Annotated in this window: 25 protein-coding genes, 1 tRNA gene and 2 pseudogenes; 17 read left to right on the top strand and 11 right to left on the bottom strand. The window is 63.7% G+C overall.

Translation table 11 applies throughout. The features are described 5' to 3' along the window. The first annotated feature begins 131 nt into the window (after nucleotides 1-131). The gene (locus ACFQMF_RS12885) at nucleotides 132-680 is read left to right on the top strand and encodes a hypothetical protein (RefSeq protein WP_256408204.1); all 549 of its coding nucleotides are present in this window, start codon (nucleotides 132-134) and stop codon (nucleotides 678-680) included. 54 nt (nucleotides 681-734) lie between these two features. Here the strand turns inward: ACFQMF_RS12885 and ACFQMF_RS12880 are convergent, their stop codons facing one another. The 3 genes from ACFQMF_RS12880 to ACFQMF_RS12870 all read right to left on the bottom strand — a co-directional run bounded on the left by ACFQMF_RS12880 (nucleotide 735) and on the right by ACFQMF_RS12870 (nucleotide 2,553). Next, nucleotides 735-1,505, bottom strand: coding sequence for a hypothetical protein (locus tag ACFQMF_RS12880; protein ID WP_256408203.1), 771 nt, complete (start codon nucleotides 1,503-1,505; stop codon nucleotides 735-737). Nucleotides 1,506-1,602: 97 nt separating this feature from the next. Beyond that, nucleotides 1,603-2,292, bottom strand: coding sequence for an HAD family hydrolase (locus ACFQMF_RS12875; protein WP_256408202.1), 690 nt, complete (start codon nucleotides 2,290-2,292; stop codon nucleotides 1,603-1,605). Between the two features lie 120 nt (nucleotides 2,293-2,412). Then, the gene (locus ACFQMF_RS12870; protein WP_256408201.1) at nucleotides 2,413-2,553 is read right to left on the bottom strand and encodes a hypothetical protein; all 141 of its coding nucleotides are present in this window, start codon (nucleotides 2,551-2,553) and stop codon (nucleotides 2,413-2,415) included. Between the two features lie 125 nt (nucleotides 2,554-2,678). On the opposite strand from ACFQMF_RS12870, the gene ACFQMF_RS12865 reads away from it, so the two are divergent. After that, entirely contained in the window at nucleotides 2,679-3,818 is a 1,140-nt protein-coding gene (locus tag ACFQMF_RS12865; RefSeq protein WP_256408200.1) for a CBS domain-containing protein, read from the top strand. 61 nt (nucleotides 3,819-3,879) lie between these two features. Here the strand turns inward: ACFQMF_RS12865 and radB are convergent, their stop codons facing one another. Continuing rightward, entirely contained in the window at nucleotides 3,880-4,587 is a 708-nt protein-coding gene (gene radB / locus ACFQMF_RS12860) for a DNA repair and recombination protein RadB (RefSeq protein ID WP_256408199.1), read from the bottom strand. A 219-nt stretch (nucleotides 4,588-4,806) separates the two neighbouring features. Continuing rightward, entirely contained in the window at nucleotides 4,807-5,013 is a 207-nt protein-coding gene (locus tag ACFQMF_RS12855; RefSeq protein WP_004046191.1) for a cold-shock protein, read from the bottom strand. Between the two features lie 197 nt (nucleotides 5,014-5,210). Between ACFQMF_RS12855 and ACFQMF_RS12850 the strand changes: the two genes are divergently transcribed. From ACFQMF_RS12850 to ACFQMF_RS12820, 8 genes and pseudogenes are all read left to right on the top strand, one after another. Beyond that, nucleotides 5,211-5,969 (top strand): SCO family protein, encoded by a 759-nt coding sequence (locus tag ACFQMF_RS12850; RefSeq protein WP_256408198.1) that lies wholly within the window; start codon nucleotides 5,211-5,213, stop codon nucleotides 5,967-5,969. After that, the gene (locus ACFQMF_RS12845; RefSeq protein WP_256408197.1) at nucleotides 5,966-6,511 is read left to right on the top strand and encodes a TlpA family protein disulfide reductase; all 546 of its coding nucleotides are present in this window, start codon (nucleotides 5,966-5,968) and stop codon (nucleotides 6,509-6,511) included. Before ACFQMF_RS12850 ends, ACFQMF_RS12845 begins: the two co-directional genes overlap by 4 nt. A gap of 64 nt (nucleotides 6,512-6,575) precedes the next feature. Beyond that, a complete protein-coding gene (locus tag ACFQMF_RS12840; protein WP_256408196.1) occupies nucleotides 6,576-7,241 on the top strand; it encodes a cytochrome c biogenesis protein CcdA in 666 nt (221 codons plus the stop codon). A gap of 106 nt (nucleotides 7,242-7,347) precedes the next feature. After that, the gene (locus ACFQMF_RS12835) at nucleotides 7,348-8,001 is read left to right on the top strand and encodes a hypothetical protein (protein ID WP_256408195.1); all 654 of its coding nucleotides are present in this window, start codon (nucleotides 7,348-7,350) and stop codon (nucleotides 7,999-8,001) included. 116 nt (nucleotides 8,002-8,117) lie between these two features. Beyond that, nucleotides 8,118-8,204: pseudogene (locus ACFQMF_RS16310) on the top strand (AIM24 family protein); the annotation flags it as partial. 20 nt (nucleotides 8,205-8,224) lie between these two features. Next, nucleotides 8,225-8,407, top strand: a complete 183-nt coding sequence (locus tag ACFQMF_RS12830) for a hypothetical protein (protein WP_256408194.1) — start codon at nucleotides 8,225-8,227, stop codon at nucleotides 8,405-8,407. A gap of 12 nt (nucleotides 8,408-8,419) precedes the next feature. Continuing rightward, nucleotides 8,420-9,130 (top strand): annotated as a pseudogene (locus tag ACFQMF_RS12825) (glycerophosphodiester phosphodiesterase); the annotation flags it as partial. 56 nt (nucleotides 9,131-9,186) lie between these two features. Beyond that, nucleotides 9,187-10,566, top strand: a complete 1,380-nt coding sequence (locus ACFQMF_RS12820; protein WP_256408192.1) for an NAD(P)/FAD-dependent oxidoreductase — start codon at nucleotides 9,187-9,189, stop codon at nucleotides 10,564-10,566. 25 nt (nucleotides 10,567-10,591) lie between these two features. Here the strand turns inward: ACFQMF_RS12820 and ACFQMF_RS12815 are convergent, their stop codons facing one another. Beyond that, nucleotides 10,592-11,731: a M24 family metallopeptidase gene (locus ACFQMF_RS12815; protein WP_256408191.1), complete on the bottom strand. Its 1,140-nt coding sequence runs from the start codon at nucleotides 11,729-11,731 to the stop codon at nucleotides 10,592-10,594. Between the two features lie 207 nt (nucleotides 11,732-11,938). Between ACFQMF_RS12815 and ACFQMF_RS12810 the strand changes: the two genes are divergently transcribed. Then, a tRNA-Val gene (locus tag ACFQMF_RS12810) sits at nucleotides 11,939-12,013 on the top strand. A gap of 457 nt (nucleotides 12,014-12,470) precedes the next feature. Beyond that, nucleotides 12,471-16,124 (top strand): Eco57I restriction-modification methylase domain-containing protein, encoded by a 3,654-nt coding sequence (locus tag ACFQMF_RS12805; RefSeq protein WP_256408190.1) that lies wholly within the window; start codon nucleotides 12,471-12,473, stop codon nucleotides 16,122-16,124. A 3-nt stretch (nucleotides 16,125-16,127) separates the two neighbouring features. On the opposite strand, the gene ACFQMF_RS12800 is transcribed toward ACFQMF_RS12805, so the two are convergent. Next, nucleotides 16,128-16,661: a hypothetical protein gene (locus ACFQMF_RS12800; RefSeq protein WP_256408189.1), complete on the bottom strand. Its 534-nt coding sequence runs from the start codon at nucleotides 16,659-16,661 to the stop codon at nucleotides 16,128-16,130. A gap of 169 nt (nucleotides 16,662-16,830) precedes the next feature. On the opposite strand from ACFQMF_RS12800, the gene ACFQMF_RS12795 reads away from it, so the two are divergent. After that, on the top strand, nucleotides 16,831-17,034 hold the full coding sequence (locus tag ACFQMF_RS12795; protein WP_256408188.1) for a hypothetical protein: 204 nt from the start codon (nucleotides 16,831-16,833) through the stop codon (nucleotides 17,032-17,034). Nucleotides 17,035-17,580: 546 nt separating this feature from the next. Here ACFQMF_RS12795 and ACFQMF_RS12790 read toward each other — a convergent pair. Both ACFQMF_RS12790 and ACFQMF_RS12785 read right to left on the bottom strand, forming a co-directional pair. Then, nucleotides 17,581-18,087, bottom strand: a complete 507-nt coding sequence (locus ACFQMF_RS12790) for a hypothetical protein (RefSeq protein ID WP_256408187.1) — start codon at nucleotides 18,085-18,087, stop codon at nucleotides 17,581-17,583. 689 nt (nucleotides 18,088-18,776) lie between these two features. Continuing rightward, a complete protein-coding gene (locus tag ACFQMF_RS12785; RefSeq protein WP_256408186.1) occupies nucleotides 18,777-19,118 on the bottom strand; it encodes a hypothetical protein in 342 nt (113 codons plus the stop codon). A 133-nt stretch (nucleotides 19,119-19,251) separates the two neighbouring features. Between ACFQMF_RS12785 and ACFQMF_RS12780 the strand changes: the two genes are divergently transcribed. Beyond that, the gene (locus ACFQMF_RS12780; protein ID WP_256408185.1) at nucleotides 19,252-19,824 is read left to right on the top strand and encodes a hypothetical protein; all 573 of its coding nucleotides are present in this window, start codon (nucleotides 19,252-19,254) and stop codon (nucleotides 19,822-19,824) included. A gap of 452 nt (nucleotides 19,825-20,276) precedes the next feature. Here the strand turns inward: ACFQMF_RS12780 and ACFQMF_RS12775 are convergent, their stop codons facing one another. Both ACFQMF_RS12775 and ACFQMF_RS12770 read right to left on the bottom strand, forming a co-directional pair. Continuing rightward, complete coding sequence (locus ACFQMF_RS12775; RefSeq protein ID WP_256408184.1) at nucleotides 20,277-21,920, bottom strand: hypothetical protein; 1,644 nt, start codon at nucleotides 21,918-21,920, stop codon at nucleotides 20,277-20,279. 271 nt (nucleotides 21,921-22,191) lie between these two features. Next, nucleotides 22,192-23,193 carry a tyrosine-type recombinase/integrase gene (locus ACFQMF_RS12770; protein WP_256408183.1) on the bottom strand — a complete coding sequence of 334 codons (1,002 nt, stop codon included), beginning with the start codon at nucleotides 23,191-23,193 and terminating at the stop codon, nucleotides 22,192-22,194. A 243-nt stretch (nucleotides 23,194-23,436) separates the two neighbouring features. On the opposite strand from ACFQMF_RS12770, the gene ACFQMF_RS12765 reads away from it, so the two are divergent. From ACFQMF_RS12765 to ACFQMF_RS12755, 3 genes are all read left to right on the top strand, one after another. Continuing rightward, nucleotides 23,437-23,865: a dCTP deaminase/dUTPase family protein gene (locus ACFQMF_RS12765; protein WP_256408182.1), complete on the top strand. Its 429-nt coding sequence runs from the start codon at nucleotides 23,437-23,439 to the stop codon at nucleotides 23,863-23,865. A 137-nt stretch (nucleotides 23,866-24,002) separates the two neighbouring features. Next, nucleotides 24,003-25,511 carry a carotenoid oxygenase family protein gene (locus ACFQMF_RS12760; RefSeq protein WP_256408181.1) on the top strand — a complete coding sequence of 503 codons (1,509 nt, stop codon included), beginning with the start codon at nucleotides 24,003-24,005 and terminating at the stop codon, nucleotides 25,509-25,511. A 131-nt stretch (nucleotides 25,512-25,642) separates the two neighbouring features. Continuing rightward, nucleotides 25,643-25,948 carry a hypothetical protein gene (locus ACFQMF_RS12755; protein WP_256408180.1) on the top strand — a complete coding sequence of 102 codons (306 nt, stop codon included), beginning with the start codon at nucleotides 25,643-25,645 and terminating at the stop codon, nucleotides 25,946-25,948. Nucleotides 25,949-26,007: the final 59 nt, after the last annotated feature.

Here is a 26,007-nt window from a genome sequence, read left to right as displayed (position 1 = left end):
AGGGAGAACCGCCGACATCCCTCCATGTCGCTCCGCTCCGTCCCCCGCGAGCGCCGTCGAACCGCGATCACCCCGCGAACGCCGCCCGCGATGCCGCGTCGGTCGGAGGCCGCGGCCGGCTCGCTCGACCGATGAGCCGGTCGGGAACCTGGTCGTTCGCCACGGCCCGCGGGACCGTCCGCGTCGCGCCCGGCGAGCTCCGGATCCGGCGCAGCATCGCGCAAACCGTCACCGAGTCGGGCAGGGCCCTCGCCGACGGGCGCCTCCCCTCGGCGCTCCGGGACGTCGGCTGGGCCGGCATCGGCGCCGTCACGATGCTCGTGCCCCCGGCGGTCGAGTGGCTCCTGCGGGGCGGCGGCGCACGGACGACGGTCGGGCTGATCGGTCTGTTCACGGCGGTCGGCGGCGTCGCGACATCGGTGGCCAGCGAGCGGACGGCGACGATTCCCCTCCGCGACGTCGAGCACGTCGACTTCGACGAGGGCGAGATCGAGATCGTCCACCGAAGCGGGGACGACGACGAGCGCGAGACGGAGACGGTCCGTCCCCTGAACGACGAGGAGCGGTCTGACGCGGCGGTCGCGCTCCGCCTCCGAGGGGTCGACCTCCGGGGTGTAAAGGAGGACGAGGCGGTCTCCCGCACCGTCGTCGACGCGCCGAAGACCGAGCTGCTCGCGTGACGCCCCGGCCGTCGGTCGAACCGCTCGCGCGACGCGCCGGGTCGAGGGGCGACGCTAGACCCCGAACGAGACGTCGCGGTCGACGACCGCGTACCCCTGCGCCGCGAACGCGTCGACGTAGTACGCGTCCGCGACCAGCGCCTGCGGAACGCTGCGGAGTCCGAACCGTCGCCGGGGGAGCAGCTCGACGTCGACGACCGTCCCGCCCGGCTCCCCGTCGCCCGCTCCCCGAACCGCGACCGAGTACGCGGCCCACGGCTCACCGTCGAGCGTTCCCTCGATATGGACCCGTGCGAGCGGGCCGCCGGTGTCGCCCTCGCCGCCGTCACTGACGACGTCGGCGCCGCCGTCGCCGTCGCCGTCGTCGTCCGCGCCGGCGACCGCGTCGACTTCCCTCGTCCCCTCTGCTTCCGTCTCGACCGCCAGCGAGTAGGTCCGGAGCCCGAGGAGCGCCGAGTGCTCGTACGTCGCGTCCCCCCCGCCCGACGCCGGCCGGATCTCGTCTGCGGTGCCCCACTGGAACGCGAGCACCGGGGGGGTCGCCGAGGCGAACGCCTCGACCACGGCTTCCGGCGCCGCGTCGGTCCGGAGCCTCGTCGTCCCGCTCCGTCGCAGGATCGGAGCGCGGAACGCGACGACGAGGGCCGCGGCCACCGCCAGCGCCGGGACGAGGTCGGCGAGCGCGAAGGCGACGAGGAAGGTCACGGCGGCGGCCAGCGCGACGAGCCAGACGACGGCGCGTTCGACTCGGCGATACCGCTTCGCGATCGACCGCACGTCCGAGCGCCGGGCGTCGGCGTCCGGACTCGTGGAGGGCGAGTGCACGGGCGGTGGCTCGGCCACGAGTTCAATAGCGGTTACGGTTCGCGAGACCGGCGGTCCCGACGAATCGGCCGGCTCGGGGCGCCCCGACGCCGTCGACTCAACTCCCGCCGTCCGCGTCCGGGTCCACCGGCGCTCGCCCGCAGATGCTCACGAGGTCGTGGAGGTCGTCGATCTCGTACGTCGGCTGGCAGGAGAGCTCCGCGGAGCGGCGGTGCGGGCGCCGGACGAACGCGGAGTCGACGCCGGCGTTGTCGGCGGCGCGCACGTCGGACTCGTTGTCGCCGACGAACAGCGCCGTCTCGGCGCCGAGGTCCTCCAGGGCGCGTTCGAGGTAGTACGGCGAGGGCTTCTTGCGCGAGAGGCTGGCGATCGACGGCTCGCGCCCGTACGCGACCTCGAACCGCCCGGCGAGTCCGAAGTGGTCGAGGACGGCGTCGACGGTCGCCTGCTGGTTCGACGAGACCACGGCGAGCGGGGCGTCGAGGTACCGGAGCGCGTCCACGTCCTCGTACGGCGTCTTCCGGCCCTTCCTGGCGGCGTCGATCTGCGCGGTCGCGGCCATCTCGTCGCGGACGCGCCAGAACTCCGCCGGCTCCATCCCGTAGCGCTCGCAGATGTCGGTCAGCGTCGCGGGGTCGACGCCGACGGCGACGTCGTCGACGTGGGCGAGGTCGGGATCCTCGACGCCGAGGCTCACGAACGCGTCCCAGGCGGCCTCTCGGAGCGTGTCGAACGGCGTCCGCCCGACGAGCACCCCGTCCTTGTCGAGGACGACGGCGTCGTACACGGGGTTCCCTCGGTGGGTAACCGGCAAAAATGTTTCACCGACGCGGCGCGGCGGTCGGCGTCGCGGCTCCCCGGAGGCGATCCGCGCGGTCTCGCGGTCGCGGGGGCGGCCCGAACGACCTCACTCGCCGAGCAGTCTGAGCGCGACGCCGACGAGCAGGAGGATCCCCCCGACGAACAGCCCGACGAACGGGATTGGGAGGGGGAGGGGGATCACGACGAGCAGGAGGCCGATCGCGATGAGCGCCGTGGAGGTTCTCATACCTCCCTCTCGTCGTCCGGAGGGAAATGCGTTCAGGTGGCCGCCGGTTCGGAGGGCGCGATCTCACCCGCGAGCACGCCTCCCGCACTTTCAATACCCGGCGCGACGAACCCGCAGGTTGGACCATGAATATCGTTGATATCGCGGTGCCGGAGTACGTCGAGGTCGACGTCGATGAGCGACTGGCAAAGGTTCGGTCCATCTTCGAGCGCGAGAACCCGAAGGGGATCGTCGTCACCGACGACGGCGAGTACGTCGGCGTGGTCGGCGAGAAGCAGCTCATGCGCTCGCGCATGGAGGACGACACGAAGGTGTCCGCCGTCATGAAGCCCGCGCCCTCCGTCGACCGCCACGAGGACGTGCGGGAGACGGCCCGCCTCCTCGTCGAGGGCGACGTGAAGATCGCCCCGGTGTACGAGGGCGAGAAGCTCTACGGGATCGTCACGGTCGACCAGATCCTCGAAGCCGTCCTCGACAGCCTCGACGCGATCACCGTCGGGCAGATCGCGACCGAGGACGTCATCGGGGTCAGCGAGAAGGACAGCGTCGGCCGCGCGATCAACCGCCTCCGCGAGAACGGGATCTCCCGGCTCCCGGCCCTCGACGAGGACGGCCAGCTGGTCGGCGTCGTCACCACCAACGACATCGTCGAGTTCGTCGTCCGCGACCAGGAGCGGCAGGGCAGCGGCGACCGCGCCGGCGACATCGACCGGATGCTCGACATCCCCGTCTACGACATCATGTCGAGCCCCGTCGTCACCGCGACCGCCGACGAGACCGCGCAGGCCGTCGTGCAGCGCATGTTCGACAACGCGGTCTCCGGGCTCGTCGTCACGCCCGAGGGCGCCGACACCGTCGCCGGGATGGTGACGAAGACCGACGTGTTGCGCGCGCTCACGTTCACCGAGGAGGACTCGATGGACGTCCAGATCACCAACGTCGACCTGCTGGACACGACCTCCCGCGAGCACATCGTCGAGTCGATCGAGCAGGTCGCCGACAAGTACGCCGCGATGCACGTCATCCACGCGCACGTCCGGCTCCACGCGCACAAGGAGAAGCTCCGCGGCACGCCCCTCATCCAGTGTCAGATCCGCCTCCGGACGAACGAGGGCCAGGTCGGCGGCTCCGGCGAGGGGTACGGCGCCGAACACGCCTTCCACGTCGCGCTCGACAAGCTTGAGCGGAACGTCCTGGAGATCAAGGGCGTCAACGCCGACGAGGAGTACCGCGGTCAGCTCCTCCGCAAGCTCGGCGAGCTCTGAGCCGCGAGGAGAGGCGGACGGTCCTCGACGGTTCCGGCCGCTTTTTTTCCAGTTCGCCGCGCTACGTCTCCGCGCCCTCGGCGAGCCCGTCGGCGACGATCCGGAAGGTGGCGGAGTCGCCCGCGGGCTTCGAGCGGTGCTTCTCCAGCGTGGCCCGGCGGTTCCCGCCGCGGAAGCGGTCGACGCGAACGATCGCGCCGGTCCAGTGGTTGAGGGTGTTACCGCCGAGCGCGCGGTCGCGGTCGGAGTCGGGGTCGGTGAACACCTGATTGGTGATCACGACGGCGATGTCGTGGCGCCGGGCCAGAGAGAGGAGGTGCGTCACCTGCTTGGCGACCTTCCGGAGCGACTCGCCGCCCTCGGTGTCGCCGGCGCGCTCCAGCCGGTAGAAGCCGGTCGCGGAGTCCAACACGATCAGTTCGACCTCCTCGGCGAGCTCCTCGGCGTCGCGGACCGCCTCGCGCTGGTCGTCGAAGTCGTACGCCTCCGAGATCACCAGCCGCGACGCGATCTCCTCGACGGTGTCGCCGACGTCGGCGTCGTCGGCCCGCCCCTCGGCCAGCTGCTCGAACCGGTCGATCGAGAGCCCCTCGGTGTCGATGTAGAGGGCGCGGTCGCCGCCGGCGGCGACCTCGACCGCCGCGGCCAGCGCGAGGTTCGTCTTCCCGGCCGCGGGGGGGCCGTACAGCTGCGTGACGACCCCGCGCTCGAAGCCGCCGCCCAACAGGTCGTCGACCGGCCGACAGCCGGTCGGGATCGGATCGCTCACTGTGAGACGCGTTGCCCGCGCTCGTATTTAAACGGTCGATCGCTGTGACGACGGGCGTATCCGACCGACCGAGCGCGTCGTCGGCGCTGGCTCGTTGTCGACCGAGCGCGTCGCTCGTCGAGGCGGAATAAGCGTGAGAAGAACGGAACGGTCGCCGGTCGGGGTGACCGGCGACGGGGTCCGGTAGTGCGTGCGGACGCGGCGTCCGCGGTGGAGTCGTTAGTTGCGCGTCAGGTTCGTCGCGCGGGGTCCCTTGGGGGACGACTCGATGTCGAACTCGACCTCCTGGCCCTCCTCGAGGTCCGGGCCGCCGACGTCTTCCATGTGGAAGAACACGTCCTCGTCGTCGTCGAGATCGCCGTCGTCAGTCGAAATGAAACCGTAGCCGCCAGTGTCGTTGAAGAAGTCAACCTTACCGTTTGCCATTGCAATCAAACGTACGGGCGTTCAGGGGATAACGCTTGCGAGGGTCGTGGTACCACGACCGTCGCGGGGCCGTCGATCGGGTTCGCGCCGGGAGAGCGCCCCGAGAACGGGGGTTCCGGCGCGAACTCGACCGTCACCGCGCGGTGCGACCAGCCGCGGGGTTCATTTACGCGCGAGGACGTAGGTATCGACAACAGATGGACCGTCGCACCTACATGCGCTCGCTCGCGGCCGGAACCGGCGTCGGCGCGACCGTCGGCACCGCGGGCTGTCTCGGCGTCCTCGGTGCCGGGGGCGCCGAGGGGACCGTCCTCGGGCCGCCGGAGCGGGACCTGAGCGAGGCGTCTCACCCGAGCTACGGAGAGGCGATGCCCGACTTCACCGTCCCCGATCCGATCGCGGGCGAGGAGATCGCCGTCTCCGAGTTCGAGGGCGAGCGCGCGGTGCTGTGGACCTCGTTTTACACCAACTGCCCGGACGGGGTCTGTCCCGCGCTCATCCTCCGGCTGCGACGCGCGCAGGCCGTCGCCGCCGACCCGACCGGAACGAATCCGAAATACCCGTTCGTTCCGCCGGGGATCCGGGACGTCGTCGGCCCGGAGGCGTACGGCGACGAGGTCGCGTTCCTTCCCATCACGTTCGACCCCGAGCGCGACACCGCCGAGGCGCTCCGCGAGTACGCCGCGCGGCAGGGCGTCGACCTCGACGCGGGCAACTGGCACTTCCTCCGTCCGGAGAGCTACGTGCGGGCCCAGGAGATACACGAGGAGAAGTTCGGGCTCGTCATCGAGAAGCAGCCGGCCGACGACATCGAGAACCTGGAGTACCGATTCCCGCACTACGGGCTCATCATCCTCGCGAACAAGCGCGGGATCGTCGAGCGGGCGTACCCGCGGGGCCCGCGGACCGACGTCGAACGGCTCGTCGACGACGTCCAGCGGGTGGTCACGGCGTGAGGCGACGACACCTGCTGGCCGGGGTCGCGAGCGTCGGCGTCCTCGGCGGGGCGGGCGCCGTCGCGACGGGGAGCGTGCCGGACGGGCTGGGATTCGGCGACGGCTCGGAACCGGTCGAGCCGACGACGCTGCCGACGGTCGAGGCCCCCGGGAGCCGCGACGGGGAGGTGAGGATACCCGCCGACGGCCGGGCCACGTTCGTCGACTTCTTCGGGACGTGGTGCCCGCCCTGCGCCGAGCAGATGCCGGCGCTCGCCGAGGCGCACGACCGGCTCGGCGACGAGGTGCGGTTCGTCTCGGTGACGACCGAGGACGTCGGCGGCGCGGTCAGGGAGGAAGCGGTCGCGGACTGGTGGCGCGAGCACGACGGCGACTGGCTCGTCGCGGCCGACGTCACCGCCGAACTCTTCACGCGGCTGAGTATCAACGGATTCCCGAGCGCCCGCGCCATCGACGCGACCGGCCGCGTCCGCTGGGCGACCTCCGGGACCCACACCGCGGAGGAGTTCGTCGGGGGGATCCGGAGGGCGCTCGACGGATGAGGCGGCGAGCCGACCGGCCCGTGAACCGACGAGTCGACCGATCCGCGAAGCGGCGGGTCGACCGATGACCGGCGCCTCGCTCGCGACCAACGTCCCGTTCGCGGTGACCGCGGGGGTCGCGACGTTCTTCTCGCCGTGCGCGTACCCCCTGTTGCCGGGGTACGTCGGCTTCTACGTGAACTCCGTCGACGCCGACGAGGCCTCCGTGACCGGGGCGGGCGCCAGGGGACTCGCGGCCGCGATCGGGGTGCTGGCGACGTTCGCGCTGCTCGCGGGCGCGACGGTCCGGGTCGGTCAGGCGACGCTCTCGAACATCGCCGTCTTCGAGACGCTGGTCGGCGGGCTGCTCGTCGTCTTCGGGCTGCTCGTCGTCGCCGGGCGGGCGCCGTCGCTCTCGCTCTCGCTGCCGAAGCGGCGGTCGAGCGTCCTCGGGTTCGGGCTGTTCGGCGCGGGGTACGCGCTCGCCGGCGCGGGCTGCGTCGCGCCGGTCTTCCTCGCCGTGATCGCCCGCGCCATCGCGCTCCCCGGCGACGCCGCCCTCGTCGTCCTCTCGGTGTACGCCGGGGTCGTCGCCGTCCTGATGGCGGCGACGACCGTCGCCACGGGCGTCGGGCTGATCGGCAACGCCAACCGGGTGACGGCCCACGCCGGGACCCTCAAGCGGGTCGCCGGCGCGGTGATGGTCGTCGCCGGGATCGGTCAGCTGTACCTCTCGCTGGTCGTCTACTGACCCGCCCATCGACCGGGAGCGGGCGCTATCCGTCCCCGCGAGTCCGTCTCCGTCTGGACCGAGCCCGACAGACACGGCTATCTCCCTCCGGATCCTGAACGGACGCATGTCAGGAACGCGACGACGGTACCTCGGCGGCGTCGGCGGCGCCTCGGCCCTCCTGCTCGGCGCGGGCTGTATCGGCCGAGACGGCCCCGGAATCCCCGACGGCAACGGGGACGGCGGCGACGGCGACGGGAACGACGGCGGCGACGGCGGGCAGACCGGAACGCGCCCCGGGGGAACGGGCGGCCCCGGGGTCACGGTCGTCTCCGTCGACGGCCCGGACGACATCCCGGTCGCCGCCTCCGTCGAGGTCGTCCGCGAGGCGGCGACGGAGGAGTCGCCGCCGCGGCTCCGGACGAGCTTGGAGAACACGGGCGACGAATCGATCACGGTCGGCGAGGGGCGGGGGGTCCACCTCGAATACGTGTCCGACGACTCGGAGGCGCTCGTGTTCCTCCCGAGCGACGGGGAGTACCCGGCCGAACCCGGCTGCTGGCGGCTCACCGACGGTATCGCCGTCACCGAGGAGTACCGCACGTTCCAGATCGACGCCGGCGCGTCCAGCGGCCGGGAGATCGACCTCTACGCGACGCCCGGCGAGGACGCCTGTCTGCCGGTGGGCGAGTACCGGTTCGAGACGGCCGTCTCCGTCGGCGAGCCCGGGACCGATCCGGAGCGGTCCGGACGGTGGAGCCTCACGGTTCTGCTGGAGTGAGTCGTCCGCCGGGGCGCGGGCGGACCGCCGCGGTTTCCCGGCGGCGACCGCTAACGTTCATAAGCGATAGCGAGGTAGCCACAGGCACCGGACCCGAGCGGTTCGGTCCCCGCATCATGAACCTCGATCAGTTCGCGGCCGAGAACGCACCGACCGAGAGCGCGGAACCGTTCCAGCGCGAGAACAGCTACGCCCTCGACGTCGACGCGGTGCCGGAGGTGATATGACCGATCGCACCGACCGGACCGACTCCGCCCCGATCCTGATCGCGCACCGCGGATTCGCCGGGGAGAACCCCGAGAACACCGTCCCGGCCGTCGAGCGGGCCGCGGGGGTCGCGAGGGGAGAGGACCCGACGGCCGGGACGGAGCGCCGCGTTCCCGCCGCCGGGCGTCGAGCCGACTAGGTCGAGGTCGACGCGATGCCCACCGCCGACGGTGACCCGGTCGCGATCCACGACGCGGAGCTCTCGGGCCGCGGCGGACGCGGGCTCACCGACGCGAGCGGCGTCGTCTGGGAGACCGACACCGCGACCGTCACCGACGCCGAGGTGCTCGACAGCGGGGCGACCGTCCCGCTCCTCGCCGACGTCCTCGACGCGGTCCCCTCGGACGTCGGCGTGAACGTCGAACTCAAGAACCCGGGTCGGTGGGACCTCCGGCCCGACGAGAGGCTCGCGGGCGACGCGCTCGCGGAGCGGACGGCCGCCTGGCGGCCGTTCGTCGAGCGCGTCCTCGACGTCGCCGAGGGGTGCGAGAACGACCTCCTGTTCTCGTCGTTCTGCGAGGGGGCGCTCGCGGCGGTCCGCGCGCTGTCGTCGTCGAAGGTCGCCCCGCTGGTGTCAGAGTCGGTCGCGGACGGGATCGCGATCGCCCGCGAGCACGGCGCGGTCGCGGTTCACCCCCCGATCGACGCGGTTCGGGGCACGCTGTTCTTCGACGCCGAGCGCTTCGGCGGACCCGACGGCGACGCCGCGGGGACCGGCGGGGTCGACGTCCTCGCCGCGGCGCGCGACGCGGGGCTCGCGGTGAACGTCTGGACCGTCGAGACGTGGTACGAGGCCGACCGGCTCGCGGCGGCCGGCGTCGACGGGGTCATCGCGGACTACGCCGCGGTCCTCCGCGGCTGAGGGGTCGTCCGGTCCGGGACCGTGAATTTAATAGCCGGAGGGTGACCTCACGGGGTATGGAACGCGTAGACGTCGCTATCGTGGGAGGCGGCCCGGCCGGCGCCTCCGCAGCGCACGCGGCCGCGGTCGGCGGCGCCGACGCCCTCGTCCTGGAGAAGGGGGTGCCGCGGGCCGACCGCGACCGGCTCGGCCCCGACTCGACGGACGCCGCGGGGATCTTGGACTACTGGGTCGATATCATGGGGATCCACCCCGACGAGTTCGACGACGGCGTCGTCCAGCGGGAGCTGACCCGCGCGGAGTTCCGCGGCCCGGACGAGGCCGCGACGCTCACCTCCACCGGCATCGACTCCTCGTACGACAAGTTCGGCTACACCTTCCACCGCGCCCGCTTCGACGACTGGCTCCGCGACCGCGCCGAAGACGCCGGGGCGGAGTACCGCGCGGGCGAGTCGGTCCGCGGCGTCGACACCGCCTCGCCCGGCGGCGACGACCCCCGCCACGTCGTCGAGCTGGCCTCGGGCGAGTCGGTCGGGGCCGACTTCCTCGTGCTCGCCGACGGTCCCCAGCGCACGGTGACGAACAAGGTGCTCGACAAGTACCTCCCCGCTGACGCGGCCGCCTCCGAGCGGCTCGCGTCGCGCACGGCGAACCACATCGCGTACCAGGAGTACCGCCGGGTGCCCGAGCCGGTGTACGAGGCGGTCGAGGACGCGCTCGTCTTCTGGTGGGGCGTGATGCCCGGCGAGACGGCGTACCCGTGGATCTTCCCGAACGACGACCGCGTCTGCCGCGTCGGGCTGACGATGCCGATCGGCCTCGACGTCGACGAGTTCGACCGGGAGGCGTACGCGCTGTTAGAGCCCGGCGACGAGTCGATCCCGCAGGGCGGCGAGTATATCCGGCGCCTCCTGGAGTGGCAGTACGGCGACGAGTACGACGTCGAGGCGGACTTCCCGATCGTCGAGGACGCGGGCAAGCGCGGCGGGACGGAGACGTACCCGATCTCCTCGACGCGGCCGATCGACTCGCCGACCGGGGCCGGGATCGCGGTCGTCGGCGGCGCGATGGGGACGACGTCCGCCTTCCACGAGGGCGGCGACCACGTCGCGGTCCGCACCGGCGCCATCGCCGGCGAGCTGGCCGCCGCGGGCGACATGGCCCCCTACAACCGGCGCTGGAAGGAGGCGATCGGCGACGAGGTCGTCCGCAACGTGACGATGGCCGACATGGTCGCGGACTACGACCCGGCCGACTGGAACCGGATCATCGGCGCCGCCGACGCCATGCTCGCGGCCGAGGCCGGCGACGGCCTGCTCGCGCAGCCGTACCGCTCGGGGTGGGAGTCGGTGAAGCTCATGCTCGGCTACAAGTGGAACAAGCGCCGCGTCAAGAAGGACTACGTCGGCATCGACGAGAGCGAGTACGGCTACTGACGGCGGCCCCTCGGAGCGGGGCGCCTCAGCGGATGACGGGCGCCGACAGCTCCCGCGGCTCCGTCGATATCCCGCCGACGTCGACCGGCTCCACCTGGTGGGTCGGCCACCGGCCCGTCTTCGTCAGCCGCTCGGTGAAGTCGGGCGCGACGAGGTGCGTGTCCTCGCTCTTCGCCCCCTGCACCGTCGGATTCCACGCGTAGCCCATCGGCTGCCGGACCGGCTCGTCGCTCCCGGGCGCGGCGACCCACTCGCGGCCCGCGAACCCCGCGGCGCCGCCCTGGTGGTGTTCCCGCCACTCGTCGGCGAAGCCGACGGCGTCGTACGCCTCGCGGATCGCGTCGAAGACGTCGCCGGCGGCGTCGGGGGCGTTGGCGTCCGCGTCGTCGCCGCCGTCGGTCAGCTCTCCCGCGGCCGCGGCCTCCGTCGCCGCGAGCGCGGTCGCCTCGACCCGGGCCGCGGCGCGGTGGCGCTCCTCCAGGCCGTCGGGGGCGTCGAAGGCGACCGTGCGGGTCAGCGAGGCGTGGAGGCCTGCCCGCTCGGCGGTGACGGAGACGAGCGCGTAGTCGCCGAGCGCCGCCTCGCCCGGCGTGTAGTGGCGGAACCGCCGCGCGCGCTCCGCGCCGCCGACGAGCACCACGGGGGTGTCGACGTCCCGGGAGGCGAGCGAGATGTCGATCCCGGCGGCGACCTCGTACTCCGGGTCGTCCGGTTCGAGGTTGCGACAGACGGTCTCGACGGCGGCGGCGGCCTCGCGGCCCAGCTCCCGGTAGCGCTCGACGTCGTCGTCGGTGAGCGGCTGTCGCAGTCGGCTCCCGTCGACGCGCTCGAAGCCCGGCACGTCGAAGTCGGCGGCCGCGGGGGCCGGCGAGCGCTCCGCGACGGCCGCGGACAGCGACGACGCGTGCCACGGGAACGACTCGACCGCGAACGCGTCCGGAAGCTCCTCGTCGGCGAGTCGCTCCGCCTCGATGTTGTCCGTGATGACGCGCAGCGCGCCGTCGTAGCCGGCGGCGGCGACCCCGACGTCGGCCTCGGCGTCGACGACGTTGTCGCCGCCGGCGAGCCACGCGAACCCGTTCGGCCTGGCGAACCACACCGCTTCGAGCCCGCGCTCGTCGAGGTACGCGTCGAGCCTGTCGGTGCGGGCGGCGAGATCGACCATACCGACCGACTCTCGTCGACCCAGTAAAAGCGGTCGAAAGCCGCCCGCGACGAGCGCGCCGCGACCGACGGACGCCCGCCGGCGCGACGGGTAATCGCCGCACGTGGGCGCCGCGCGATCGGGGGACCGCGCCGTGCCGCCGCCGGTCGAAACGAAAGGTTCAATTACGTCCCCCGGATACGACGAGACGCGTTAGTAAGCCCCCTCGGGTTGGTAGTCTAGTCCGGTTATGACACCTCCTTGACATGGAGGAGGCCGGCGGTTCAAATCCGCCCCAACCCACTTGCGCTGTGCGCGTTTCTCAAGTAGACTATCCCCGCGCCGTACCGGGGTTTGTCCCTTCCAGCGTTCTCAATTGAACTGCGGAGCAACGCTTTGTGTCTCACCACAGGGCCGTACAGCGATTCACTCCCAAGGAGACGCGATAGTGTTAATAAACTGCCGATAAGTGCGCATTGAGGGTGATTGACGGCGATCCCCCTCACAGCCAACTGACCATATTCAACAAGCCGCATCTGGAGTGCGTTCTTTTATAAACAATGTTACCTCTATATTTACTTATCCCTCTGCCTTACTGCGATTCTCGCAACATAACTTAGTGTTTTTTGTGGGGGGATGGAGACAGTAGAGATACGAATATATCGAGACTGAAGAATAACAACCGACTGATATGGGATGCGAAAACACTACCTTATCGGGTTGTTTCTGAATCGAATAGTTGCGGTTCAGGGACTTATCTATGACTGGAACACACGGGGACGAGTTCATCGACGAGATTATTGAGGAGTACGCTTCCCTCTACGAGGAAATTGAGGATGGGGAACGACGCGAACTTGATTTACGTTCTCGACTCATCCGACGACTGTTCTGTAACGCTCTCGGATGGGAGCATAGCGAGTACGCTCAGGAAGACGACTGGAACGACGTTCGGTTTTACGACGAGGATAGAACGCCAGTAATCATCATCGAGGGGAAGAAGCGGGACGTTGATATTAGCGAAGGTGTCGCCCAAGTCTTCCGCTACGCCTCGGAAACTCCCTATGCTGATCTCCTCATCTCCACCAACATCGACTCATTCCGTCTCTACCGCCGCTGTGAGCCGACTGATCCCGACGCAATCTCTCACCACGGGGTAAGTGCCCGCCTTGTTACGGAGATTGATTTTAAATCCATTAGCGGGGCCAACAGCCGTGTGGAAAGCCATGAAGACCTCTCCCACGGACAGCGACAGTCGTTACAGAAGCTGGCCGCCCTCCGGCGTGAGGAGGTCCTCAACGCCGACCGCTACGAGGACTTTTTTTTCGAGAACCCCGCCGATATTAGCGAAGACGAAGGCTTCCGTGAACTCATCCGCGTACTCGGCATCTCCCTCGATGAGTATTTCGTCCCCTACGCATCCGAAACGTTCGACCAGTATTGGAGCCGCTACGAGGAGTACGAGAGTCAACGCGACGAACTCGAAAACCAAATCGAGCGACTGGAAGAAAGCGGCCACGACGAAGCGGAGGTCGCGGAACTCCGAACGCAGTTGAGCAAACTGAACGACGAGTACGAGGAGTACGCTCAGTTCCACAACGACTTCGAGACGTGGGTTCGCCTCAGCGGTCGGCAAGACGAGGACTTGGAGGACAACAAGGTCGTGTTCTGCCGCGAGAGTGTGTACGTTCAGCTAAACAAACTCCTCCTCATCCGGATTGCCGAGGACAAAGGACTCACCAACCGGATGGTCAGCAATGGCGGTGTTGAAGATTACTTCGAGTTTTGGGACGACTACACGAAGTACGTCGAACGGAACTACGTTGACCTGTTCGAGCTGGCCTCCGAGGAACTGAGCGAGATCTACGAGCATCTATTCGCCCGGCGTATCTTCGATTGGGAGATTCGAGACGACTCCGACCTCGATGAAGTGATACAGCGAACGCTGTGGCACTTGAACCACTTCGACTTCAGCGAGGTCAACCGGGACATACTCGGACACCTCTACGAAGAACACCTCTCCCCGGAAGAACGGAAGAAGCTCGGAGAGTTCTACACGCCGACCGCAATAATCGACCTGATTCTTGACAGCGTCGATTACACCCCGGACGAACCCCTCGAACGTGAGGACTACGACCTGTTAGACCCCGCGTGTGGGAGTGGTGGATTCCTTGTTCGGGCCGCCCGGCGTCTCCTCGAACGGCTTGACCGGAAAGACGTGCCGGCGGGCGAGACAATCGAGATTGTACGCCAGCGACTCCACGGATTCGACATTAACCCGTTCGCGTGCCACATCGCGGAAATCAACCTCCTGTTCCAAGTCATCGACAAGTACCAGACGGCGAAAGAGGAGAACCCTGACTACACCCTTGACGGGTTCAACATCTACCAGACGGACTCCCTCCGTTCGGACAATCAGGCGTCTCTGACGGCGCTTCACAGTAGCGAGGTACAGCGACGATACCGTGAGGAACGTCGAGAGGCAAATCGCCTCAAGACACGGAGCGATTACCGTTTCGTCATTGGGAACCCCCCCTACGTCCGAAAACAGAACGTTCCGACTGGCCCTGCCCGCGCAGAGTACGACGATTACGACGTAGCGAAGTGGAACTACGACCTCAGCATCCTGTTCTTCCGGAAAGCTGGAGACTGGCTTCGTGAAGAAGGTCAGGTGGGGTTCATCACCTCGAACAAGTTCATCCCGAACCGTTACGGGGCGGAGATTCGGCCATACCTTGCCCAAAACTTCCAGTTCCGTTACCTGATTGACTTCGGTGATTACGACGTTTTCGAGACACCACAGGCGTACCCCATCATCTTCACCGGGGAGCGAATCAACAAGAGCGAGCGCGCACGCTCACCCGAGGAGTTCCAACCCGAGGACTACGTTTTTACGTTTGCCGAAGCGACCGACGCACTTCCAAGTATCTCCCAAACTGCGATTCGTGCTGACGGTAACGAAGACTCCGACTCGGAGGAGGAGGGCGAGGATTCAACACTCACCGATCCTGACCGGGAAATTGGGGAAGACCCAGCCGAAGGACGTATTGCGGATATTATTGGGGCTTGTCTCCCCGAAACGCCCGACGAAGAACCGCCGGGTTGGGAGACAGTCGAAGGCCGGTTGAGAGAGATAATATCGGGTAACGACTTCGAGAGTTCGCCCATCCGTGCGTTCTCCGTACCCGCCTCGATGATTGCCGGTGAAGACTGGCGTTTCGTACCCGCCGATGAAGAAGAAGCCCTCGGGAACATCGAAGCCGGAGGAACGCAGTTCCAAGAATACGCGAATGGTGAGGAACTATCGAAAAACGGTGTTCAGACGGGAGCAAACCCGATATTTAAACTCACCGAGGACACCCTGAGAGACTACGACCTCGAAGACGAACTCGTGAAGGACTTGGTCAGCGGTGAAGACGTCCACCGATGGCATACCGACGTTCCGGATTACCCGAAGCTCCTCTACATCGCAAACGACGACGAACTCGAAGATTACCCCGGAGCGAAGGAGTACCTGTTCGACAACAAAGACAGTCTTGAAGACCGCTACTGTGTCACCGACGAACACAGACGTTGGTTCGATTTAGCCCGAAACCGACCGGACACGTTCGGTAAGGAACTCATCTTCACGCCGGACGTTAGCTACTACAGCAACTTCTGGTACGAATCAACCGGAGACGTGTATGGGCTGAACTCCATCTATGTGCTGTACATCATCGATGGGTTTGATCCCTACTACCAGCTTGGCGTCTTCAACAGCAACGTTGCGCAGTTCTTCATCCGGCGTATCGCTTCGAGCTACGGGAGCGACTACCTGAGGTATCAATGGGACTATATGAAGAAGGTTCCCCTACCTGACCCGTCTGACGTTCCCACCGAATTAGTCGAGAAGGTCAAAGACGCCGCCGAGGAACTTTCCGACCTCCGTGAGGACTACGTCGAAGCCAAACAGCTTCGGGAGAACCCGGCGGAGCTACTGGACGAGTTCGAGACGAAGTCCCTGTCCTACGCCGGCTACATCGACCGGCTTGGCTTTCAGGACTTGGAGGGAGAACTACACCCAAGCCTCGATGCGGAGACTATCCGGTTCGGAGTGACCGGGGCAAGCATCGAGTTCAACGACGAACGAGCCGCCGAAATCGTGTACGAGCTGTTACAGGCTCTCGAAATCACTACCGGAGACGAACTCCGGGCCATCGAACTGCCTGCTCTCAAAGAAGACCTCGTGGCGTTGTACGAGCGTTACGAGGACGTACACAATACCGTAGAAGAAGCCCCGGAGAAGGCGAAAGATCTCGAACAAGGATACAACGAAGTCGTGTACGATCTCTACGATTTGGACGAGGAAACGAAAGAACTCATCCGCGATCGTGTTACACGACCCAAAAATCCGCTCGAACCGAGAGAAATCGAGTAGTCCTTATCTATCTGGAAGTTCTCGCTTCCCATCTCTCACACACGGCCAGCAAGGGAAGTCGTCGGATAGTTCCGCACAGTCGCACTCCTCGCGTTCATCCGCGTCGAGAGGCAGAGGATCGGCGTCGTCTCTCTCTGTTGTAGTTCCCCCGTCAGTGCGGAGTCGATCTTCCAACGTCTGCCGGGTGGTTTCCCCACCGTCCACCGTGGGGGTTGGGCAGTCAACAGCGGCTTGTAGAATTACCGGGCCGCCGATCGTCGCCAGCGCGACCTTATGCTTACAGTCATGCTCCTCGTTGTACTTGTCTGCCGGACACTCACACTCCGCCGGAATGAGGAGGCCGTCCCGATCTTCGACGCCGACGAGATAGCTGTGATCCTCTTTCTCGAACCCGTATGCGGCGTTCGTCACACGGACGAGATGAGGCGCTTCTACGCCGAACTCCCACGCTTCCCATCCGACCCGCTTCGACGTCTTCGTGCCGAAGTTCAGTTCATTGACGATGCTCTTATCTGCCGCAGAGTTGTTGTCTGTCATGCTTCGGTAGCCCGAAGCGCGGTCGTGTGTTCCAGCACACGGCCATTTCTACGATGGCAACCCGCGCTTCTACTCAGTAGTCTCTCGGCCACTCACTTAATAGTTCCCACATACGGGAACGCTCCCGAATACGGACACCAATAAGTAACGCGCGTACGTGGGAGTACGTATGGCACGACGCGCTCTGTTGACAGATCGAGAGCGGGAACTTATTGAGGGGGGGAGTGAGTCAGATGACGACCTCCGGTATCAGGCAATCTCCCGCGTTCGTCGGAAGATCGAAGACGAGATGGCGACTGATGTGGAGATACTACAGAAGCATCATCCCGATCTCTACGACGAACTTCGAGAGGCCGTGTGTGAGCTGGAGTGAAGCAGAGTATTGAGGCGGCGGGAAAGCAACACGACTCAATGCACCGAACTACCGGTTGGAACATTGCCGGATGCGCCAGCGGGATGTATAAGTAAGTCCCTCCGTGAAATTTTTCGGCTGAGGTCAGGAATTTGGGCTACTGAGCGGGCCGATATTCGTCATATAGAGGAACCTGGAACGGGCAGTATGGAAGGTCGTGACAGTCTACTGCTTTCCTCTCACGTAGTTCCATGGCATTGCACCGGTGATTCATCGCGGAGCTTTTGGATGGCGTGACCTACTTGCTGTTGACGCGTAGGGACTCTGTCATTCCTCTCGGGGAACCGCTTGCTGGAGTTCTCTGATTTGTTTATAAGTGGGAACAACGCAGTAGAAAGCCAATCCGTAGCCTTGCCGTGATTCTCGCAACATAACTTAGTGAGTGTTGTGTGTGTATGTAGGGATAGATAGTAGAGGTAACAGATACATCGGGAGATGAGATCAACGAATGATTGACACGAGGATTCTACCTCAACCCATTGATTGAGTATATACAATGCAAACAGACTATTGATCTAAGACATAATCAACGTCTGCATCAGTCTGTTCATCTTTCTCCTTACGTTCATTAAAATCATCCAGCCTTTTCTGATTGTTTAAGCTTCTTTCCCGTATATATCTCGCCTTCTTTTTATTTGTGTTATAATACTCTCTTGCAGCAATTAAAGTCAATATCAGGATAAATACAAAAAGGAACATTAATACGCCTAATCCGACGAGAGAGTATAAAGTTGAAATAAGTCCGAAGGAAATTGCAGCATATAAAATTAAACCAGAAACACCACCGAAACCTGTTAAATAAATCACTGTAATCAATATTTTTGAAAAGGAGACTCCACCTTCCATCTCCATCATTGCTATTTCCCAAGCTTTCTCTGACTTGTCGTACTTATCAACAATATCAATATCTATTGAATTAGAAAATGATTTCATGAGAAATAATACTACTGGTAAGTATAGCGCAAAGGCTGTAAAAAGAATACCAAGCAGATCTGTAGTCGTAGACGTTTCCACTGTTGAAAGTTGTAAGGTTATCTGTAACAAACTCATCAAGGTGGAGATAACACTCAATTTCAATAACAATTGTGCTATCGTACAATTACCCACACCCCCCATTGAGTACACATCATGCAGGTGCGTAGGATATGCCGGTTAGAACACTCAACACCTCCCCGAGCGCGTCGTATAGGTAAGCCTCTCCGAGAGATGGGTGAATGAGAGTCAGAAGTCTTGGAGCTGTTCGTATCAGAGTAATGTATCCACAGTGAATTGTAAGGTAGAACACAGATATGAGAATCGTTTTTATAGAGTTTCATGTGAGAGACTATATCTTCAAGCAAAAATCTCCTCACGGGCTTGCTGTAGAGCCTGAGGAAAGTGAGATAGTTCCCCTATCTGAGGATGTGGGTGTTACAAATAAACCGACCGTATGAAAGAAACGTGTTAGAAGAGTCCAGATAGTCTCTCCGGAGCTAAGACACATTGAGGGCGAAGAGAAACTATGCCCCTCAAAGGTTCAAAGCTCGTCGACCCTCGTACAATAGTAATTGCTGTGTTCTCCTTACGTTGCGGAGGGAGAACGTAGGTGAATACGTATTCCCGAGATCAGTACTACGTAATATATACAGTATACTGCGTTGCGGTAATGCGCGTCGCCCGCGTACGAGGGAAATCGAACCTCCGGAGCATACGCAGTTGGTGTCTTATGTGTGTATCTTCGCCTTTAGAGCAATCGCGCCGGCTAATGTTAGCAGGAGCAGAAGGTAATCAGATGCACCCAAGAAGCCGGTCTGCAAGAAAGCTCCCAAACCGAAGGGAATCCCGAGGCAAACCCCTGCCAAGTAACCGAAAGACCAGTATTTGGCGTTGCCAATCATCATCACCGCTCCGAATATGGATGCCATCATGAACAGCGAAAACACGTACTTGGGGAGTAGACCAGCTTCCACAAGGACCGGGACAAGCTTACCGAGAATGATCGCTGTAACCACTGCTTCTACGACTACACTGAGTCCACGCTCGAATCCGTGATCGACACCCGGCATCTTATTCCTCCCACGGTCGCATTACATTTTGTGTCATGTGCGATTACGATTACGAGCCGCTGACATATAAACAGGGAAGATAGTTTATTCGACTGATAGGTTATGATCGGAATCACGAGCAAAAACCAAGGGTGTGATCGGAGTCACAACCCGCTACAGTGTGGCGATTAGCATGAGTACAAAAGAAGATCTGCTGAAAAAATATGATGGGCCAAATCAGGACACAAAACGAGAGATCATCAAGTATCTGTATGATAATCCGGATATGGAACACAAGCCAGATGTAGTTTTCCAGTCGATCCAAGACAAATGTCGGGCAGGGAAAGAAACAACAGTGGCAAATCAAATATCCGAACTGTCCAAAAGTGAAGATCTGATCAAACAAGAAAAAAGATCATACTACCAGTGGAAAGGACAAGGAGATCCACACCCTAATCGGCGTTTGAAAGGCGTAAAATCGTCTGTGGCTGATTGGATTAACTCTCTCGGCATTTCCTATGGTACTTTACTTCTGGGATTTGTTGTTTGGCTACTTGGTATTTTTAATGGATTTCTTAGTTTGATCGCACTTTTTACATCCGGTTCAATCGGTGGAGTTCCATTCATAACATGGTTCCAATTCGCCGGATTATTCACTATTCTTGGGTCGTCAGTTGTCATGATTTGGATTCCGCTATATTTGGTAGAAGTGTGGCTGAAAAAGTGAGACATGCTTTTTACAGTTGTCGGCATCGCTGTGCGTAGTGCCGACCTCTGAAAGAAGTCCGTCAAAGTGGTATCTCGACTCGCTAATCGGGGGAGTAGAGCGGGAGATTACGCAGTCGGCGGGCCGCGGGTCCGGTAGAAAGTCATAGGTTGGCGGGCGGTCTCGCGGAGCATTTGGACGGCGTGACCAGCTTGCTGTTGACGAATAGAGGTGCGTCATTCGTTATCAGGGAAACTGGTCGCTGGAATCCTGTTATTCTATTATAAATGGATATGACGGAAGAGAAGACTTCCCCTCTGCCTTACTGCGTTTTCGCAACATAACTTAGTGGCAGGGTCGTGTGTTGTATGAGGAATAAAGAACAAGTGCTGATTTCATTATCGAAGTAGGATAGTCACGTCCCTACGTGAAAGGTAGACAGTATCTGTCCAGACAGTACGCGAGAATGGGCATCACGCGGGCTTCGGGGGTACGTCTACGTGATTGTACTCTTCGAAGTCTTCGACAATCCCCTTGAGGAATTGCCATGTGATCTCGGGCTTGAACGTGGGGCCGAACTGTTCCTCGAACCACTCCCACGTTGCTTGCCAGCCGTTCTGGAGATGGCGACACGCAACACGGACTCGTTCCTTGTGCGAAAGCGTACCAATACCATCCTGTTCGGCTTTCCATTGGAGGCCTTCTACGTCCGTGTTCCAGTTCTCGCGAGCGGGCCAAATCGTCCCTGTTTCTCTGCTGAACTCGCCTGACGTCGATGTAGTTGTCCCATTCGAGTTCGATCCGGTAGAACCAGACGCACCAACGTTGTATCCCTGCTTGGAGAGGTAGTTGAGCGCGGTGTCTCGCCCGCCCTCGTCACTCATCAGCGCATGACCGACCACGGTGGCTTCCCACGAGGAGACGCTGAAGATCCGGGAACTCCCACTCTTCCCGCCGATGATGACGATCTTCTCGCCGACTTCGTAGTCCCACTTCCGGTAGTCCTTCTTCGACAACTGGAGCGGCGCGTGGACGTCCTGCTTTGTGAACCCGCCGTTACACCCAATAGCACCGTAGAAGTACGCCGGTACCATTGTCGCGCCTCCGCGCTTGTCTCTCCGAGCGAACGGCCCGCCTTTGACGCGAACTGCGGCGACACTTCGAGGGTTTCCGGAGGCGAGAGCATACGGGGAGAACTCTTGCGTGTTGTACATCGACCACTCTGGAACGTCAGCGGGGTTTTCGGGATACGCCACCTGCTCGATGAGGGGAGTCTCGATCTCGCTTCCCGACTCATCGTGCGCGAACTCCAAGAGGGTCTTCTTGGGGTTTAGAACCTGAAACAGGCTTCGAGGTCTGTTTCTGGAAGGAATGGGTGTCTCGAAGGTCAGCGGCTCTTGAACGTATACATCCCACAGTACGTCGGCGTATGATGAATACGTGGTTGGGTTTGATCCGTTTGCCTCACGGAAGATGCGATTATGATTCCAGGTTGATTCGATCTCGACCTTCGGCATGCCAGACTTCGCGTGTTCGACACCGGGAAGCCTGAAAAGCCGCTTTCGCGAATACAGCCCCAAATCAAGGTCTGCCCCGGCCTCCTCGCAGAAGGACTCAGCCAATTCCTTCAGCCCTTCCCGATCGTCTTCTCCCGATACGAACCGGGGAACGTGAACGTGGATGGATCGATTCCCCGAGAAGTAGAGCGTACACGTGTTGAACGGAACTTCAAGATAATCATCGACGAACTCCTGAAACCACGAGATGAGCGTCTTCGGCCCCACATCGTGGTATGCGTCGGACTCAATGTGAACGGGACAGAGGACACGATCATCCTCTTCACACTCGTCCTGAATTTCCTTCGCTATCGAGGAACCACCCTTGATCTCGTAACCCGTCTCGAACTCGTCTTGCCGTTCATACTGCTCACTCGGTAGCTTGTAGATGGGGCTGGCAGTCTTGGCACCCTCGGGAATGGGATCGAAGATCGTTCGGAGTTTCGGTTCCCGGTGCGGCCCCTTTTCGTCAGAGAAACCGTACTGGACGCACGCGCAGTCGTTGTTCGATTTTCTCTCTGTACTGGATGACGTTTTCGACGTAGATGTATCTGTACTCATATGTCAGAAAATAATGAAGGGTCACAGCAATTCGCGATCCTCTCCGCCTCAATGAAGTGATACTCAGAGAGGAACCGATAGTTGCGACTCGCAAGTTGGGAGTCCCGCGAGAATCTGCCTTCACCCTATAGACAACGTCCAAGGGGAAATAGATACCGAAATACGCAGACGGCGTCACCATTCCAGAAAATAAATCAAAGAGATTGAGGACTGTCTTGGGCACTCGAACCCCCGGAGTTGCGGGCAGGATTTGCTTGGAGAAACGGCTTCGCTACTCCATCCCGAACTCCTCGCGGCGAAGTTCCCGCTTTTCGCTCTCCGTCCGAGCATCGTAGTGCTTCTCCAGCGTCTTCACGGAGACGTTCATCCTATCGGAGAGGAGTTCCTTCGTGTGGCCGTCGTTGAGCCATGCCGTGATCGCAGAACGACGAATTGCGTGAGGCGGAACTGAACCGGGACACCGTGCGGCCGCGTCGCGCCGCTGTGCGGCTTCGCAACTATCGGGGTTCCTATCGTGGGGACAGCTATCCGCGTACACGCAGGGCCGCGTCATCGAGTTGATGTGGCCGCGTATGTTCGACCGAACAGGTCGACCTTGTTGCGTAGTGATCAGCGGTTCTCGTCCGTGGTCATCGGTTACATCGTGCCTGTACATCTCTATGTAGTCGTCGATCACGTCGCACACCCACTCGTGGAGGTTCACTTCACGTTCGGCTCCGTACTTGTTCTTGAGCGGTGTACCAGTCTCCGCACGATGCTCCACCTCAATGAACTGTTCCTCTGAGTGGTAGTCTTCGAGATCGACCGCTCGGAGAGTTCCCACACGGAACCCCGTGTCCCACAGGAGCGAGAACACCGTATGTTTCAACGTCCCGTGTTCGTACTTCTGGAGGTACTGGAGGATCTGTGCCGCCGTCTCCGAGTCGATCATCGTATCCCGAGAGTCCTCTTCGGGAACCGGCATCAGGATGTTCTCCGCGAGGCCTTCAGCCAGACTGCGTGATTCACACCATCGGAGAAAGACCCGAAGGACAGTCATCTGATTATAGAGAGTAACTTTGTTGATGCCGTCCTCATCCCGGCGGTGGATCTTGAAGTCGGAGATGTGGAACCCGTCGAGTTCGTTGACGTAGTCCAGATCTTCGGCCTCACACCACTCAATGAACTGTGACAGCAGGGACGAGTGGTTGTAATAGGTGGACTCGGAAATGTCCGCCCGGCGTTCGTTTAGATACCGTTCTACTGCGCGTTCGGGTTCGATTTGTCGGGTCATCGGTGTTTCCGAATCGCCTGACCCTGTGTGGTACGTGCGCGGCGTTATTCTGCAGATCTTGACTCCGCGGGAGCGCCGTATCCGCCGCAGGCGGGCGCGAGAGGCGCTGAGGAGGCCGGCGGTTCAAATCCGCCCCAACCCACTCACTTATAAGCGAAAACCGCACGACGGGGAGCGACAGCGCGGGTCCCTCCCCCGAACGCCGCGTGATTTTACGTCGCTTCGCCGGTAAGGCGTCCGTCGATGTCATCGTACGCGACTCACATCGACGGACTCGTCCACGAACCGACCCAGACCGAGGGAGACGGCGTCGACCTGACGGTCGCCGAGGTCCGCGAGGTCACCGGGCCGGGCCGCGTCGACTTCGGCGGCGACGAGCTGGAGGCCGCGGCCGTCGAACCGTGCGAGCGAGAGAAGCGCGACCCGGACGACGAGTACGGGTGGTGGTCGCTCGACGCCGGCACGTACCTCGTCGAGTACAACGAGTCGATCGCCGGGGACGACCTGCGGTTCACCGTCCAGACGCGGGACGCGCTGCTGGAGCGGGGCGCCTTCCATCCGACGCTCCGCGTCACGGCGCTCCCGCGAGTCCCGCTGTCGGTCGGCGGCGCCGGGGTCCGGATCAAGGAGAACGCGCGGCTCTCGACCGTCGTCGACGTCGATCCGGTCTGAATCGCCGATGTCGACCAGGCGTGAATCGCCGACGTCGACCCGGCGCGGGTGGTTCGGGCCGAACCGGCGCGAGTCGGCGGCCTCGCCCGTCCCGGTCCGCCGTCAGACCTTAGCCCGCCGCGTCCCGGGGATCCGTCATGGACTCGCACGCCGGGTTCCACTCGCTCCGCGATGAGGCGGCCGCGTCGCTTCCGGTGCGCGGCGACCTCCCCGCGTGGCTCCGAGGGAGCCTGATCCGCAACGGTCCCGGGGCGTTCTCGTTCCCGGACGGGGGCGAGGTGGACCACTGGTTCGACGGGCTCGCGATGTTGTACCGCTTCACGTTCGATCCGGGCGACAAGGCCGGGTCGGTGACCGACGGCGACGGCGACGCGGTCCACTACCGCAACCGCTTCCTCCGGACGGACGCGTACGAGGCGGCGACGAGCGGCGCGTTCGAGGGCGGCTTCGCCACCGGCGAGACGACGCTCCGCTCGCGGCTGGCGACCTTCCTCACGGACCCGTACGACAACGCGAACATCGTCGCCGAGCGGGTCGGCGACGCGTACGTCGCCCTGACCGAGTCGCCGCGGGGCGTCCGGTTCGACCCGGACACGCTCGAAGCGACGGGGTACGCCGACCGCGACGGCGACGCGCCGAGCGGCCAGCTCTCCTGTGCCCACTTCAAGCGCGACCCGGCGACCGGCGCGCTCGTCACCGTCGACACCGAGTTCGGGCGCACCAGCCGGTACCACGTCACCGCGTGGACCGCCGACGGGGACCGGCGCCACGTCGGCAGCGTCGAGACCGACCGACCGGCGTACATGCACAGCTTCGCGCTCACGCCGCGGTACGTCGTGCTGACTGAGTTCCCGCTCCGGCTCGACCCGCGCCGGTTCCTGAAGCCGGGGCGGCAGCCCCCGTTCATCGAGCAGTTCGAGTGGGAGCCCGAGCGCGGGACGCGGATCGTCGTGCTGGACCGGACGACGGGCGACGTCGTCGCGGAGCCGACCGCGGCCCCCGTCTTCGGCTTCCACCACGTCAACGCCTTCGAGCGGGACGGGGGGACCGAGGTCGTCTTCGACCTGGAGACGGTCCCGGACGCGACCGCGATCGACTCGCTGTACCTGGAGAACGTCCGCGCCGGCGAGATGGGCGCCATCGTCGGTCGGGTCGACCGGTTCACCCTGGACCTCGGAGCGGCGACCGGCGCGGACAGGTACGACGGCGCGGGCGAGGCCGACCGCGACGGCGCCGCGGTCTCCCGCGAGGCGCTGTACGACGGCGGGACCGCGCTCCCGACCGCGTCGCCCGCGCGGTGGTGCCGCGAGCACCGGTACGTCTACGCGATGGGGATGGAGGCGCCGGTCACCGAGTGGGCCCGACGCGTCGTGAAGCTGGACGCCGAGTCGGGGACCGCGGAGACCTTCGACGCGGGCGGCGACTACTTCGGCGAGCCGATCTTCGTCCCGGCGCCCGACGGCGAGCGCGAGGACGAGGGCGTCGTGCTGACCGTCGCGCTCGACGTCGACGCCGACCGGTCGCGCCTGCTCGTCCTCGACGGCGAGACGTTCGCCGAACGCGCCCGGGCGACGCTGCCGCACGCGGTCCCGTTCGACTTCCACGGCCGGTACTTCCCGGAGCTCCGGGCGGCCACTGAGGGGTGAGGTCGGTCCGGACTCCTCCGGGTCGCGGTCCGCGACGATCTCGGGTTGCGTCGGAAGCGTTCAATAGCCGTCCGTCGCCGTACGATGGCCTCATAGTTCGTTTTATGCCGTGCCGTGACGCCCGCCAAACCATGAGAGCGACCGACGCGGTTCGACGGCGATGCACGCTCGCGGCGGAACCGAACCGCGACGGGGCGGTGACCCTGTACGGCGTCGACGGGCGGACCTACCAGGCGATCGACGCGAGCGAGGGGGTCCGCGAGCGGCTCCGGGGGCTCGGTCGCGGGGACACCGTCACGGCCGTCCTCGAGCCGGTCCGCTGTCGCGGCGACGGCTGGCGGATCGTTCGGCTCGACGGGATCACCCCGCGCGGTCACCCGCTCGAACGAGGGCCCTCCCCCTCGACGGGCGGAACCGTCGACGGGTCGAATCCATGAGAGCGACGCTGCCGCGTCCCCACGCCCCCTTCGCCGGAGCGGCCACGGTTTTCAACCGG

This window comes from Halorubrum rutilum (assembly GCF_042665015.1).
Classification (GTDB): domain Archaea; phylum Halobacteriota; class Halobacteria; order Halobacteriales; family Haloferacaceae; genus Halorubrum; species Halorubrum rutilum.
The sequence above is the reverse complement of the archived record's forward strand: the minus strand, read 5'-3'. Positions and strand labels throughout refer to the sequence as shown.